Genomic DNA, 13,402 nt, shown 5'->3' on the forward strand with positions numbered 1-13,402 from the left:
CAGTGGAACTGGAGATTCCCGTCAAGCTCGTGCAGCAGCTTCTCGCGGAGCTCGGGACCGCTGGCCTCGTCGTCGAGGTGGCGACGGGACGGCGGGGCGACTTTGCGTTCCAGCCGGCCAGGTCGATAGAGGATATGACCTTGAGGGACGTTCTCGACGCGTATGAGCAGCGCGGTGAAGTCTTGCCTCCCGCGGGGTCTGAAGAGGCGGAGAAGATCTCTCTCTGCCTGAAGGCCATATCCGATGCCGCCGGCAATTCGGCGGGAAACGTGAAAGTGAAGGACATCTGACCCTCCGGACCGCCATGGAAAGACACGCAAGGATAGGGAGACTTCTGCGAAGGACGGGCAAGGCCCTGGGCCTTCTCTGGCAGGCCCTGGTGAGGTTCTATGATGACAACGGTTTCTTCCTGTCGTCGGGTGTCACCTTCAACATCTTCATCACCCTGATACCCTTCATGTTCCTCGTTCTGGCCGCGGTGGGGAGCTATCTTCACAGCGACCAGGAAGTGCTTGCCCACATACGCGTCTATCTGAAGAACGCCGCGCCGACGATGGACCCGAAGATCATGAGCAACCTCATGGACGTCATCGCGAGGCGTCAGGCGCTGGGTCTTCTCGGGTTTGCCGGATCGGTATGGTTCTCCACATGGTTCTTCGCTTCTCTCCGGGTGGCCCTCAATATCGTTTTCAAGGTGGCAAGGCCACGCGGGATCATACATGCCTTCAGCGTCGACCTTCTCATGGTCGGCGCGGTGGGGACCCTTTTTCTCATGAACATGGCCCTTAGCTCCCTCTTCGCCCTCCTGCAGGGCCATGCGGGCTCGTTCCTCGTCCTTGCCCGGCCTGCCATCCAGGTGACGTTGAGGTACCTGCTTCCCTTCTTTCTCACCTTTTGCGTGTTCTGCCTGGTCTACAAGGTGATCCCCGACGAGGTGATATGCTTCAGGTCCACCCTCAAGGTCGCCCTCTTCACGAGTCTGTTCTGGGAGGCGGCAAAGCACCTTTTCGCGTGGTATGTCGGCAACATAGCCCAATACTCGCTCTTTTACGGTTCCTTGAGCACCCTCGTCGTCTTTGTCCTGTGGATTTACTATTCCGCAACGATCTTTGTTGTTGGAGGCGAGTTGCTCTATCTCCTGGAAAAGGAACGGAAGGCCCTGCCGGCAGCGGCGGCCTGACGGGTGTTGCCAGGACGTCCTCCGTTCAGGGGCAGACCGGACATGGCCCGGTGCGAGGATTCAGGAGGGCTGTCCCACATCCTGCCCCCGGGGGTTGTCCCCGGGGACCTGGAGAGCGGGGAAAATGCGGGTTCAGACGTTGTTGGCGAAGGCGGCAAGCTCTCTCGACATTCTTTTGAGGGAGTCTGTCATATCGATGTAGAGATACGAGGCCTGCGGCATGCACACGCCCGTTATGAGACGATTCTGGTGGACGTGGTCGAATTCGTCTATCATCTTCGTGACCTTGTCCAGATTGCTCTGTATCTGGTTCTTCAGCACGGGGTTCTTCGTGAAGCAGTAGTCCTTCACATCCGTGAATTCAGCCCCGACGGCGACCATGAGCTGCTTTATCTCATCAAGGGCCTTGTCCGTGAAGAGTATGTTGGACTCGACCTTTATCTCCATCTTGTCGAGAAGACTGTCGAGTGCCAGGGCGACACGCTGGAGGTGGGGAAGGGCCATCAGGAACTTCTGTTCGGCCCCGGTCTTCTCCTTCTGTTCCACGAGCTTCTCTATCCCGGGAAGACGCTCTTTCAGGGAATCCCTGAACTTCGTCCGGCTCTCCCTGAGGAGGTTGATCTTTTGCTTTACGAAACCCCTGTATATGTCGTTCAGGATCGGTACTGTCTCTTCGAACAGGTTGCATATGCGTTCAGTCATCTCTCGCTCTTCCATGTGCTCTCCTCCTCCGTTATTTTGTTGTCTTGCATGTTATATAGCATAGGAACGTTTTCTTGTCAGCGACATACCGCAGGGGGGTGGTATGGGCACCCGGCTTGTATCCGGTCCCTTCCCGTGATATGGTAGCTTCATGACACCCGTGGCCGGTACACAGAAGAAGCCTTCACCTCAGGTGGTCACCGCGGCGGTGATCGAGAAGGACGGACTCGTTCTCATCGGGAAACGGAAGCGAGGCAAGCGTTTTGCCGGGAACTGGGAGTTTCCCGGCGGCACCCTCGAGAAGGGAGAAACGCCGGAGGAATGTTTGAGGCGGGAGCTTCGGGAAGAACTGGACCTCGACGTCGAAGTGGGAGAGCTTTTCTGCTCAGCCACGGCCGATTACACCCCGGGATGGACGGTGAGGCTGCTGGCATACAGGGCGACGGTTATCTCGGGCACGTTTTGCCTCAACGACCACGAAGAGATACGATGGGTGAGACCGACAGAACTTGCCGGCTACGATTTCCCCGATGCGGACAGGCCCGTGGTGGAGAAGTTGGTCGGTCTTCACGGAAGGCGTGACGAGGCGAAATGACCGAAAGGCAGGATGGCATGCGCAAGACAGCGACGAGAGTACTGGTGGCAGGCGCCGCACTGGTCCTCGTCCTCTTCATCATCTTCATGATCAACCAGACAGTTTCTCTCGTCGCGCTGGGGGACCGCGTCCATCCGCTTGTGGGTGACGTTGTTCTGTGGGTCCTCGTAGTCTTCTATGCCCTGTGCGTCATCGTGCCCGTGTACCTCTTCTTCACGATGCCGGCGCCTCTTGTCCCACCCCGCAGCGAGATCTCGCCTGAATTTCCACGGTATCTCGGGGAGGTGGCCAGGAGGCTCGGGCGAAACCCTCACGTCGGCAGGACCGTTACGGCCTCACGGGAGGACGTGGAGAACGCCCTGGGGGAGCTTGGCAAGAAGGCTGATGACATCATGAAAGCGGCCGCGGGTCGAATATTCGTCACAACGGCCATATCTCAGAACGGCAAGCTCGACGGCCTCATCGTGCTTTTTGCCCAGTCGAAACTGGTTTTTGACATTGCCCGCATCTACTATCAGCGTCCTACCATCCGCAACCTTCTCTATCTTTACGCGAATGTTGCCGTTATGGTCTTTTTTGCCAGCGAGGTGGAAGACATGGACCTTACCGGGATCGTCCAGCCCATACTGACGGGGGTTCTTGGATCCGCCGCGGGGGCGATACCCGGTTTTCAGGTGGCGAGCATGATACTCATCAGCTCCGTCATATCCGGGTCATCCAATGCATTTCTCACCCTGAGGGTGGGGGCGATAACAAAACAGTATTGCAGATCCCTTGTCGTGCCGACGAAACGGACAGTCCGCCGCCAGGCAACTTTGGAGGCGACAAAAATGCTGGGTTCCATCGTGACCGAGGGGACAAAGAAGGTGTACGACGCGATATGGACGTCGTCGAAGAACAGACTGGGGACTGCCATCGACGATATCGGGACCTACGCGAAGAGGATCTGGATGAGACTGGGCGGCGAGGGGCCGAAAAGCGCTCCGCCCTAGAAACTGCCTGTATTCCCCGCGCCTGCTTTCTTCATCGAACATGAACCATTGAAGGTCGATCCCCTCTCGATGACGATGCCGGGAGAGGTGATATTGCCGTTATGGACGGCCGTCTCTTCCAGCACGACCTGCTCGTCGGCGTAGACATCGCCGTTGATCTCGCCGCGGGACACGAGGGTCTTCGTCCGTATGGTGGCGGTGACCTTCGCGGATGGTCCCACGGTCAGGACGCCTTCGGAGATGATCTCACCCGAGAAAACACCTTCGATCATGAGCGAACTCTTGAACGTGACCGTCCCCTGGACCTCGAGATCGCTGGCAAACACCGTTCCGGCCTTTTCATCCTTGCTTGAAGCGGTTGAAGCTACGTACGCCATTCTTTCCTCTTTCCGTTCATGTATTTTCTACTCTATTTCCCCTGCCTGACGGGAAGGTTGTACATTGTGAGCGTATATCTTACCAGATGTTGCCGAAAAACGCGAAATTAAATCTCCTCGACGGCGGAGACCGTCGCATGTCGCATGTCGCAGGTCACACGTCGCAGGTCGCGGGTCACAGGTGGCAAAAAAGAGACCGCGAAAGTGCACATGGCATGTCAACAGAACTGTCGACCCGGCAGCAAACCTTTTCGCCTTTAGACCTGTGACGTGAGACCTGTGACGTGCGACGTTTTTTACCTGTGACCGTCTTCACCTTTTCTTCCTTTCCAATTCCAGGGTGACCACGTTGGCGGCGTCGGGGCACTGGACCTCTATCCTGTCGCCGTTCCACCAGGGGAGACTGCCGCCGAACTGGAACGTTTGCAGTTCGGGGAAGATGCTGTGGTAGAAGAAACCGCACAGACCGGCGGGGTTGTGACAGCTCAGCTCGAAGGTGTCGCCCGGCCTATGGCCGGCGCTGCAGCTTCCCTTCGTCTCGACGACGGTTGCCGTTACCCTGTACCCGATGCCAGGATCCTTTGCCATATGGATCGACCTCCTTCCTCATGGTATGGCCTGCCTCATTCGATCGGAATGCCTTATTACCTATCATACAGATATTCCGGAAATACGCAACGGTTAGTGAACGCGCCTGAGGGAGGAAACGTTCCGGGGTCCTCAGGCTCCGGCCCGTATGGAGATGATGTCCCCGTCCTCAACGATGTATGTCTTGCCCTCGAGGCGCCAGACCCCGGCCTTCTTGCACTCGGCCATGCCGCCGTATTTCATGAAATCAGCGTAGGAGACGGTCTCGGCGCGGATGAATTTGGAAGCCAGGTCCGTGTGGATGGCCCCGGCCGCCTCCTGGGCGTTGATTCCCCTGCGGATCGGCCACGCCCGGCATTCATCATCTCCCACGGTGAGAAAGGAGATAAGGCCCAGGGTGTCGAAGGCAAGGCGTATCATGCGGCCCCTGATGGATTCCTTGACGGAGAACTCCTCCATGAAGGCGGCGCGCTCCTCGTCCTCCATCATGGCCAGCTCGCACTCCAGGCTGGCGCAGACGTGGATGACGGGGCAGCCCTCCATCTTCCCGGTTCCCCCCTCTTGGCCGGCCGTCCCGCCTATGGCGTCCTCGGAGCAGTTGACGGCGATCATCATGGGTTTTTGGGAAAGGAACCTGAAACCCCTGAGCGCCTTTTCGTCGCCAGCCGGGAGTTCGAGGGTCCTCAGCGGTTTGCCTTCACCCACGTGGGCGAGGCATTGCTCAAGGAGCTTTTCCTCCAGGAGAAGCGCCGTATTCTCCTTCTTCCCGGCCTGCTTTTTGATACGCTCGATGCGTCCTTCGATGAGGATCATGTCGGCCAGGATGAACTCGCTCATTATGGCGTTGAATTCTTTCTCCTGTTCCGCCGCCGTGGCCCCCTCAAAACCATTCAGGGTAAGGATGAAGGCGTCGCTCATGCGCATCTTCTGCAGGGTCTTCGCGTTTATGGTGGAATCCTTGACGTTGCCCTCCGATATGGCGACGGTGTCGGCAAGCTCTATCCGCGCGTAGGTGGTCTTCTTCGGTCTGTAGATCCTCGACAGCTCGTCAACGCGCGCGTCGGGAACGTCGATGGAGATGATGTTGTCCCCGTCGGAGAACCCCCGCGCGCTCTGAACGCCGCTTAAGGCCTGGAAAAGCGTGGTCTTGCCGGAGAGCGCCGGCCCAATGACGGAAATGTACATCCTCTTCTCCCCTGTCTCATATCTCAGGAAGCCACCGCGGCCCGACCACCGGTTGTCATGGGATTGTACCGCTGACCTTGAACGCCCGTAATGCTAACCTGCGTCATTATTATACTGTAACGGGCGTTAAAAGGAAACAGCCACGCACACAGGCACACGGGGAAAGACGTGCTCGGGCCAGCCCTGCGGACAAACGGGAACAGGGGGAGACGGTCCTGTTCCGTCTTCTCCTGTTCCCGTTTGTCTTTACCCCGTATGCTCGTTTGCGCGTCAGCGCAGACCCGTGAGCCCGTCTACGTTACCAGTCTCTTGTCGAGCGCGCGGTATCTGATCGCTTCCGCCACATGTGTCTCGGCTATGGCTTCGCTTGCGTCGAGGTCGGCTATTGTGCGGGCCACCTTGAGGATGCGGTGGTAGGCACGGGGTGAGAGGGCCCATTTGTCGACCGCGGCTTCGAGCATTGTCAGGGCGGGAGGGTCGAGGCGGCAGTGTTTGCGTATGGTTCGGGCGGACATCTGGGCGTTGGCGTGGATGTTTTTCCCGTTGAAACGGTGTATCTGGACGGTGCGGGCCCCGGCAACCCTTTCGCGGATGGCGGCGGAGGGTTCTTCGGGGCGGTCGCGGGATAGTTCCCCGATGTTGACGGGAGGGACCTCTATGTGAATGTCTATCCTGTCGAGAAGGGGGCCGGATATGCGGGACCGGTACTTGTAGATCTGGGAGGCCGTGCAGGTGCAGGAGCGTTTGGGGTCGCCGAAGTGTCCGCAGGGACAGGGATTCATGGCCGCGACGAGCATGAACCTGGCAGGGAAGGTGATAGCGTGGTTCACGCGGGAGATTGTGACGTTACCATCTTCCAGGGGCTGACGCAGGGCGTCGAGGACGTGGCGGTGGAACTCGGGGAACTCGTCGAGGAAGAGGACGCCGTTGTGGGCGAGACTGACCTCGCCGGGCCGCGGAATGTGTCCGCCCCCGATGAGGCCGGCATCGGATATGCTGTGATGTGGGGAGCGGAACGGCCGTGTGGTTATGAGGGCCTTGTCGGGGCCCAGAAGGCCCGCAATGGAGTGGATCTTCGTGGTCTCCACGGCCTCGGCGTAGCCGAGACGCGGCATGATGGTGGGGAGACAGCGCGAAAGCATGGTCTTGCCCGATCCGGGAGGTCCGACCATGAGGATATTGTGTGCCCCGGCGGCTGCCACCTCGAGGGCCCTCTTGGCTTGCCCCTGGTCCCTGATGTCGGAGAAATCAACGTCGTCGCATGCCGCGGCGCCCCCCATGTCACACTCGTTCCCCGCGAAGGTGAGGAGTTCCCCCTCTCCCTTGAAGTAGTGGAAGATCTGGAGGAGATGGTCGGCCCCGAGGACGGTGATGTCCCTCACCACGGAGGCTTCCCTGCCGTTGCCCACGGGAACGACGATGGCGCCCATGCCTTCCTGCCGGGTGAGAAGGGCCACGGGGAGAATACCCCGGACGGGTTTCACGGACCCGTCGAGGGAAAGCTCGCCCGCTATGAGATGGCCTTCGAGCGCCTCCATTTTCAGGGCCCCCATGGCGGCGAGGATGCCGACGGCGATGGGCAGGTCGAAGGACGAGCCTTCCTTGCGGACATCGGCAGGGGCGAGATTGACGGTTATGCGGTCCCCGGGGAACTCGAAGCCGGCATTCTTTATGGCGGACCTGACCCGCTCCTTGCTCTCCTTCACCGAGGCCTCGGGCAGTCCGACGATAGTGAACGCCGGCAGTCCGTAGGCGATATCCACCTCCACATCGATCTTTATCCCGTCGATCCCGTAAACGGTAGCAGTGGGAATGCGTGCGATCACAGCATACCTCCTTCCATGATATGCGGACGAAAGCGTCCGCTACCATGTATTACTTCTCGTGAAACATAAAGTGCGCGGAAAAGTGCGAATTGCCGGCAACCTGGCAGGGGCGTGATACGGTCTTTACTGTTTCTTCCCGAGCGCCTTCGCTATCTGCCGGACTTCCTGGGCCCGGGAGGCGTCGCAGATGAGGATGCCGTTCTTTGAGGCGACTATGACGAGGTCGGAGACGCCGAGGGTGGCGACGGGCGTGGCATCTGTGAGAATGACGCAGTTGGTGGTGTCGACGGAAAAGGTCTTTCCACGAAGGATGTTCCCTGTGGTGTCCCTGGGGAGGACGCGCAGAAGGGAGGTCCAGGTACCGACGTCATCCCATGTGAAAAGGGCTGGAACCATGAGAACGTTCTTTGCTTTTTCCATCAGGCCGTAGTCGATCGACAGCCTCGGGAGGCTGGCGAATATGGCGTCCGCGGCGTGCGTGTCGCCTGCGGCAAGGGTCTTTCGGAACCTGAGGAGGCCGGAGTGGAGGTCGGGCATATGATGCTTTAGCCCTTCGAGGAGAACGCGGGCGCGCCAGACGAAGATGCCGGCGTTCCAGAAGTAAGCGCCATCCCTGAGGTAGCGGCGGGCCTTCGGCAGATCTGGCTTCTCGACGTAGCGGGCCACCTCGAAGCAATCAGCATCCCGCGGTGCCGAGATCTTCCTGCCTGTCTTGATGTAGCCGTATCCCGTCTCCGGCCGGGCGGGAGGGACACCGATGGTGACAAGGTGGTCGCCGCGGCAGGCAGCCTTCACCGTTTCCCGGATGCAGCGGGAAAAAGCGGCAGTGTCGGGGACGTAGTGATCGGAAGGCAGAACGACCATGACGGCATCGGGGTCACGCCCGTGCAGCATCATGGCTGCCAATCCCACGCAGGGTGCGGTGTCCCGGCCGACGGGCTCGATGATGAAATTGCCGTGAGACAAACGGGGGAGACACTTCTTCGCCGCCGGAAGATGCTCCCTGCCGAGCACCACGAAGATGCGGTCAAGGGGAACTACCCTGCGGGCCCTCTCGACAGTGAGCTCTATGAGCGTCTTCTTCCCGGTGATGGAGACGAAGGGTTTGGGCACGAGTCCGGTGCTCTGAGGCCAGAAACGCTCTCCCTTGCCTCCCGCCATTATCACGAAGTACGTGTTGTCAGAAGCCCTTCTCTTTCGGGATGTTCCTTTTCCTGCCGCTGTCTCTTTCCTTTTCATGGCGCGCCAACCCTTTCAAAGGTGTTTGAGTATCTCGGGGAGGATCTCCGAAGCCGTGCCCTTGAGAAAATGGTCCGTGATGGATGAGGTGAAAGGCGTCCTTTCGACGTTTATCTCCACGATGACGGCACCCTTCGATTTCGCGCGATAGGGTATGTCGGCGGCGGGGTAGACGACGCCCGACGTGCCTATGATGAGCATGACCTTGCACGTGTTCGCCTCTTCATTGGCCCTCGCCATCTCCATCATGGGAATGCCCTCGCCGAAGAAGACGACATCGGGTTTCAGGGCCGCGCCGCACCTGTCGCACCGCGGATAGGGGTGGACGGTGGCTGCGTCCGGCGTGAAGGGCAGGCGCGTGTGGCAGTGCATGCATACGAGCCACCGGTGATTGCCGTGGTACTCGATGACGTTGCTGTTGCCGGCCTCCTGGTGGAGGCCGTCCACGTTCTGGGTGATGACCGCCTTCAGGTAACCCATCTCTTCGAGCCTGCCCAGGGCGCGGTGCGCCTCGGAGGGGGCCGACGCGAATACCACCTCTGCCATCTCCCGCAGCATCACCCAGACCTTCTCTGGTTTGCTCACGAAGGAGCTTATCTCGGCATACTCCATGGGGTCGTACTTCTCCCACAGGCCCTGGCCGCCGCGGAAGGCCGGTATGCCGGCATCAACGGATATCCCGGCGCCGGTGAAGGCCACGACATATTTTCGCTCCCTGATGATGTCCGCTATCGCGCCAGAGTCTTCCATTTTGCCCTCCACCTCAGCCCGCTTTCCAGCCTTTGTTGATGTCCCTGAAGGCCGGGATGACGCCGAACCCGTCCGCCTTCTTGATGGCCCTCTTGATGGCCTCGGAAAGGACGAACTCGGCGAGGACGCCGACCTTGTTGATGTCCGCCTCGATATCTCCCAGGGAGAGGGCGAAGACAAGGTCCCCGTCGAAGGTGGTGTGGACGGGATTGATCGTCTTTATGAGACCCCCCTGGGCCATCTGCGCGACCTTGGTGATATCCCTCTTGGTGAAGCTTGCATTCGTGGCGACAACACCGAGCGTTGTGTTCACGATCCCGAACTGCTTCTTCACAATGCCCTGCTTCAGACAGTTGGTCGTGTTGGCGAATTCGAGACTGTCTCCGGACTTTCTCAGACCGGCTATGATCTTGCCCGTCACATTGTCGATGATATCGCCGAAGGCGTTGACGACAACGAGGGCGCCCACCTTGAGACCGTCGGGCATGGCGACGCTGCATGTCCCCAGTCCGCCCTTCATGGCGCGGGAGATCTCGAAAAGCTTGCCGACGACCGCTCCCGTCCCGGCGCCCACGCTTCCTTCGGCGACCTCTTCGCCGGCGTTGAGACAGGCCTCGTAGCCCATCTGAGCGTTGGGACGGATCCTGTGGTCGCCGAAAAGAAGGTCGAAGATGACGGCCGTGGGGACTATGGGGATGCGGGTTATCCCCACATCGAAACCAACGCCCTTTTCCTCCAGGTAGCGCGATACGCCCGATGCCGCGTCGAGGCCGAAGGAGCTTCCGCCGCACAGGAGGATAGCGTGCACCTTCTCAACGATGTGGCCCACGTTGAGCGCGTCCACCTGCCGCGTTCCGGAAGCGCTCCCGCGAACATCGATCCCGGCAACGGCGCCCTCTTCACAGAGTATGACGGTACACCCCGTCCGACCCGTGAGGTCGGTGGCGTGCCCCACCTTGATGCCCGGAATATCAGTTATGGAATTGAACATGGATGATCACCTTTCGCTGATGAGCTTGTGTCAATTGCCCAGTTTGTTCCGAATATTCAGGGATTTCTGCTCGTTTTCCCGCTTGAGGTCCTTCTTCAGTTCTATCAGCGCCTTCGCAATGGAGTCGTACTTGATGGAGAGTATTTCGCAGGCCAGTATCGCCGCGTTCCTGCCGGCGTCGATCCCGACGGAAGCCACGGGGACTCCCTTGGGCATCTGGACTATGGAATAGAGCGCGTCCTTTCCCTTGAGGATGCCGCCGCTCGCAGGAACCCCGATGACGGGCAATGTAGTGTGGGAGGCGATGACGCCCGGCAGGTGAGCGGCCATCCCCGCAACGGCGATGATGACCTCGATGCCATCCTCGCGGGCACCCCTGGCGTAGGTCACCGTTTTCTCGGGGTCCCGGTGTGCCGACGAGATATCGATCATGTAGGGAACACCCGTTTTCTTGAGGAAGGCGAGCCCCTCCTCGATGATGGCGAGGTCGCTGTCGCTGCCGAGCAGGACCAAAACCTTTGGTTTTTCCATACCTGCCCCTCCAACCCCGGTCTTTCTTGTCACCATGATCTGTAACTAATACCACATTTTAGCGGGCGAATACATCCGTTTTGTTCGTTCTTCCCCGATGGTCGTTGTCTTTTTCCCGCGAATATGCGAATCATAATAGCATAGATGCAGAGAACGGACACGATGAAGGCGGTTCCCCTTTTTGAGGGCCTTTCGGACAGGCAGCTCGAAAGCCTGTCCCGCGCCTTTCCTCGGCGCTCCTACGGTGCTGGCGAAACCATCTTCAGAGACGGGGAGCCCGCCGAAGGCTTCTATATCCTCCTTTCGGGAAGGCTGAAGATATACAAGCTCTCGATGGAAGGAAAAGAGCAGATCCTGCACATCATCGAGGCCGGTGAACCTTTCGCGGAGGTGGCGCTTTTCTCGGAGACCACCTTTCCCGCCTATGCCGAGGCGATCAGGGAGAGCGAGGTGATGTTCTTTTCGCGAAAGGCCTTCCAGCAGCTTGTCCGGGACGACCCCTCCATCATAATGAACATGCTCGCCATCCTGTCCCAGAGACTCAAGTATTTTACCCGCCTCGTGGAGGACCTGTCTCTCAAGGAGGTTCCCCAGAGACTTGCCGCGTATCTCCTGTTCCTTGCCGAAAGGGAAGGCTCGCCGCAGGTATCGCTCGGGATATCGAAGGGCCAACTGGCAAGCCTCCTCGGAACCATACCGGAGACCCTTTCGCGCATCACGGCGAAAATGGCGGGACAGGGACTCATCGCGATGCAGGGACGACGCATCACCGTAGTCGACCGCAACGGCCTTCAGGCGCTTGCCGATGGGATGAAGGGACTGTAAAAGAACTGTCTCAAGTCTCAGGTCGCAAGTCTCAGGTTCAAAGGCCAAAAAGATCCTCTGCCGGGTCAACAATCGTGTTGAAAACCGATCCCCCTCCACCGTCTTTCTTTGACGACCTGCGACCTGCGACCTGCGACCTGCCCGGGAACGGGGGTGGGTTGACCTTTGCTTATAGCCTGCTATAATTAATTCCATGCATGTGATTCACGATTCTTATCCGACGAGGAAAAGGAGGTGAGAAGCACATGAAGAAGGAGACGGAAAAAAGGACACTCGAGAGGGAGGCCTCGTTCTGGCACGGCATCAAGAAGGCCCTCATAAAGGACACCACGAAGAGATGCCACAAGTGAAAAAGCTGAAAGGGTTGACGTTGCAGGTCTGCAACGTGAGCGTGAAAGGCAGTGAGGGCCAGGATGCCGTCCTTACTGCCTTTCTTTTGGGTGATGCCGATGAGGTCCATCGCTGAGAACGCCTTCGATTTCTTTGTCCAGATGCACCTGACCGAGAGATGCAACCTGGCCTGTACCCACTGCTACCAGGAGGGAAGCCCGGGGAAGGAAATGACCCTCGAGGAGATCGGCAGGGGCCTCGCCGACATTTCCGATACCGTCCGAAGCTGGTCGGAGACGTACGAGATACCCTTCGCCCCGAGCTTCAACGTGACCGGCGGCGAACCCTTCCTTCGAAAAGACCTTCCCGATATATTGCGGGGTATATCCCGATATGGGTTTGCCTCCTATCTGCTCACCAACGGGACCCTTGTGGACGGGGCAAAGGCGCGGATGCTCGCCGAACTTGCCGTCCGGGGAGTGCAGGTGAGCGTGGAGGGGCCGGAGGAACTGCACGAAAGGATTCGCGGAAAAAATAGTTTTTCCGCCGCCATGCGGGGGATCGGTCACCTTCTCGATGCCGGTATAACGGTCACGATGAACGTGACCCTCTCCGAATTGAACGGGGATTCTTTTCCCGATATCGTGGCGATCGCCGCCGGCGCAGGCGTGCAGCGCCTCGGTTTCTCGAGGCTCGTGCCCTACGGGAGGGGTTCGGCCCTGTCGGGCAGGATGCTTGGCAGGGAAAGGTTGAGGAGGCTCTACGAAGAGATACTCTCACTTGCCGTCCCCGGCCTCGAGATCACAACGGGGGACCCCCTGGCGGCACAGCTCGCGGACGGCCGTGGCGGGATGGATCCCGACGCGCCTGCCCTGGGGGGATGCGCGGCGGGGATATCGGGGATCACAGTGCTTCCCGACGGGACGTTCACACCCTGCAGAAGGATAGGCATCCCCATCGGCAATATCCTGAAGGATGGTCTCAGGGAGGTGTGGGCGAATTCGGAGGTCCTCGCCGCCCTTCGTGACAGGGACTCTTACAGCGGGAAATGCCGCACCTGTGCCCGATGGGCGGGGTGCCGCGGGTGCCGGGCCATCGCATACGCCTGTTCCCTCTCCCGGGGCGGGAAGGACTTTCTGGGGGAGGACCCGCAGTGTTTCCTGGAAACAGCTCCAGGTTCCAGGCCTCAGGTTTGAGGCTGAAGGCCGGGAAACGGAGACATCCCACATCTGTTCAAAACAGATCTACGGCAACGCATATGCTGACTCTCGGGAGCAAACCAAGGTAACAA

General features: G+C 59.3%; 15 protein-coding genes. 6 read left to right on the forward strand and 9 right to left on the reverse strand.

Annotated features, from left to right (window positions below; all coding sequences use genetic code 11):
• Positions 1–290, forward strand: a 290-nt coding sequence (locus GXX82_15885) for a hypothetical protein (protein ID NLT24522.1), incomplete at its 5' end; no start/stop codon positions are given.
• 14 nt (positions 291–304) lie between these two features.
• A complete protein-coding gene (locus GXX82_15890; GenBank protein ID NLT24523.1) occupies positions 305–1,180 on the forward strand; it encodes a YihY/virulence factor BrkB family protein in 876 nt (291 codons plus the stop codon).
• A gap of 132 nt (positions 1,181–1,312) precedes the next feature.
• Here the strand turns inward: GXX82_15890 and GXX82_15895 are convergent, their stop codons facing one another.
• A complete protein-coding gene (locus tag GXX82_15895) occupies positions 1,313–1,897 on the reverse strand; it encodes a hypothetical protein (GenBank protein ID NLT24524.1) in 585 nt (194 codons plus the stop codon).
• A 136-nt stretch (positions 1,898–2,033) separates the two neighbouring features.
• Between GXX82_15895 and GXX82_15900 the strand changes: the two genes are divergently transcribed.
• Both GXX82_15900 and GXX82_15905 read left to right on the forward strand, forming a co-directional pair.
• Positions 2,034–2,477 carry a (deoxy)nucleoside triphosphate pyrophosphohydrolase gene (locus GXX82_15900; GenBank protein NLT24525.1) on the forward strand — a complete coding sequence of 148 codons (444 nt, stop codon included), beginning with the start codon at positions 2,034–2,036 and terminating at the stop codon, positions 2,475–2,477.
• A complete protein-coding gene (locus tag GXX82_15905; GenBank protein ID NLT24526.1) occupies positions 2,474–3,469 on the forward strand; it encodes a DUF697 domain-containing protein in 996 nt (331 codons plus the stop codon). Before GXX82_15900 ends, GXX82_15905 begins: the two co-directional genes overlap by 4 nt.
• Here the strand turns inward: GXX82_15905 and GXX82_15910 are convergent.
• The 8 genes from GXX82_15910 to purE all read right to left on the reverse strand — a co-directional run bounded on the left by GXX82_15910 (position 3,466) and on the right by purE (position 10,956).
• The gene (locus GXX82_15910) at positions 3,466–3,846 is read right to left on the reverse strand and encodes a polymer-forming cytoskeletal protein (protein ID NLT24527.1); all 381 of its coding nucleotides are present in this window, start codon (positions 3,844–3,846) and stop codon (positions 3,466–3,468) included. The genes GXX82_15905 and GXX82_15910 overlap by 4 nt on opposite strands.
• Positions 3,847–4,158: 312 nt before the next feature.
• Positions 4,159–4,434, reverse strand: a complete 276-nt coding sequence (locus GXX82_15915; protein NLT24528.1) for a TIGR04076 family protein — start codon at positions 4,432–4,434, stop codon at positions 4,159–4,161.
• A gap of 132 nt (positions 4,435–4,566) precedes the next feature.
• Positions 4,567–5,619: a redox-regulated ATPase YchF gene (gene ychF / locus GXX82_15920; GenBank protein NLT24529.1), complete on the reverse strand. Its 1,053-nt coding sequence runs from the start codon at positions 5,617–5,619 to the stop codon at positions 4,567–4,569.
• A gap of 293 nt (positions 5,620–5,912) precedes the next feature.
• Positions 5,913–7,445 (reverse strand): YifB family Mg chelatase-like AAA ATPase, encoded by a 1,533-nt coding sequence (locus GXX82_15925; protein ID NLT24530.1) that lies wholly within the window; start codon positions 7,443–7,445, stop codon positions 5,913–5,915.
• A gap of 123 nt (positions 7,446–7,568) precedes the next feature.
• Complete coding sequence (locus GXX82_15930; protein NLT24531.1) at positions 7,569–8,684, reverse strand: mannose-1-phosphate guanylyltransferase; 1,116 nt, start codon at positions 8,682–8,684, stop codon at positions 7,569–7,571.
• Between the two features lie 15 nt (positions 8,685–8,699).
• A complete protein-coding gene (locus GXX82_15935; GenBank protein ID NLT24532.1) occupies positions 8,700–9,434 on the reverse strand; it encodes an NAD-dependent deacylase in 735 nt (244 codons plus the stop codon).
• 13 nt (positions 9,435–9,447) lie between these two features.
• Complete coding sequence (locus GXX82_15940) at positions 9,448–10,425, reverse strand: P1 family peptidase (GenBank protein NLT24533.1); 978 nt, start codon at positions 10,423–10,425, stop codon at positions 9,448–9,450.
• A gap of 30 nt (positions 10,426–10,455) precedes the next feature.
• Entirely contained in the window at positions 10,456–10,956 is a 501-nt protein-coding gene (purE, locus tag GXX82_15945) for a 5-(carboxyamino)imidazole ribonucleotide mutase (protein NLT24534.1), read from the reverse strand.
• Between the two features lie 144 nt (positions 10,957–11,100).
• Here purE and GXX82_15950 point away from each other — a divergent pair, with 144 nt between their 5' ends.
• Both GXX82_15950 and GXX82_15955 read left to right on the forward strand, forming a co-directional pair.
• Entirely contained in the window at positions 11,101–11,781 is a 681-nt protein-coding gene (locus GXX82_15950) for a Crp/Fnr family transcriptional regulator (protein ID NLT24535.1), read from the forward strand.
• Positions 11,782–12,230: 449 nt separating this feature from the next.
• Positions 12,231–13,307 (forward strand): radical SAM protein, encoded by a 1,077-nt coding sequence (locus tag GXX82_15955; protein NLT24536.1) that lies wholly within the window; start codon positions 12,231–12,233, stop codon positions 13,305–13,307.
• The last annotated feature ends 95 nt before the right edge of the window (positions 13,308–13,402 follow it).

Source organism: Syntrophorhabdus sp. (genome assembly GCA_012719415.1).
In the GTDB taxonomy this organism is placed as follows: domain Bacteria; phylum Desulfobacterota; class Syntrophorhabdia; order Syntrophorhabdales; family Syntrophorhabdaceae; genus Delta-02.

What these genes read in the sequence shown, in the direction of transcription:
- GXX82_15955 (NLT24536.1), top strand. Translation starts at nt 12,231, where the DNA reads ATGAGGTCCATCGCTGAGAACGCCTTCGATTTCTTTGTCCAGATGCAC.
- purE (NLT24534.1), bottom strand. Translation starts at nt 10,956, where the DNA reads ATGGAAAAACCAAAGGTTTTGGTCCTGCTCGGCAGCGACAGCGACCTC.
- GXX82_15930 (NLT24531.1), bottom strand. Translation starts at nt 8,684, where the DNA reads ATGAAAAGGAAAGAGACAGCGGCAGGAAAAGGAACATCCCGAAAGAGA.
- GXX82_15900 (NLT24525.1), top strand. Translation starts at nt 2,034, where the DNA reads ATGACACCCGTGGCCGGTACACAGAAGAAGCCTTCACCTCAGGTGGTC.
- GXX82_15935 (NLT24532.1), bottom strand. Translation starts at nt 9,434, where the DNA reads ATGGAAGACTCTGGCGCGATAGCGGACATCATCAGGGAGCGAAAATAT.
- GXX82_15895 (NLT24524.1), bottom strand. Translation starts at nt 1,897, where the DNA reads ATGGAAGAGCGAGAGATGACTGAACGCATATGCAACCTGTTCGAAGAG.
- GXX82_15905 (NLT24526.1), top strand. Translation starts at nt 2,474, where the DNA reads ATGACCGAAAGGCAGGATGGCATGCGCAAGACAGCGACGAGAGTACTG.
- GXX82_15950 (NLT24535.1), top strand. Translation starts at nt 11,101, where the DNA reads ATGCAGAGAACGGACACGATGAAGGCGGTTCCCCTTTTTGAGGGCCTT.
- GXX82_15915 (NLT24528.1), bottom strand. Translation starts at nt 4,434, where the DNA reads ATGGCAAAGGATCCTGGCATCGGGTACAGGGTAACGGCAACCGTCGTC.
- GXX82_15910 (NLT24527.1), bottom strand. Translation starts at nt 3,846, where the DNA reads ATGGCGTACGTAGCTTCAACCGCTTCAAGCAAGGATGAAAAGGCCGGA.
- ychF (NLT24529.1), bottom strand. Translation starts at nt 5,619, where the DNA reads ATGTACATTTCCGTCATTGGGCCGGCGCTCTCCGGCAAGACCACGCTT.
- GXX82_15940 (NLT24533.1), bottom strand. Translation starts at nt 10,425, where the DNA reads ATGTTCAATTCCATAACTGATATTCCGGGCATCAAGGTGGGGCACGCC.
- GXX82_15890 (NLT24523.1), top strand. Translation starts at nt 305, where the DNA reads ATGGAAAGACACGCAAGGATAGGGAGACTTCTGCGAAGGACGGGCAAG.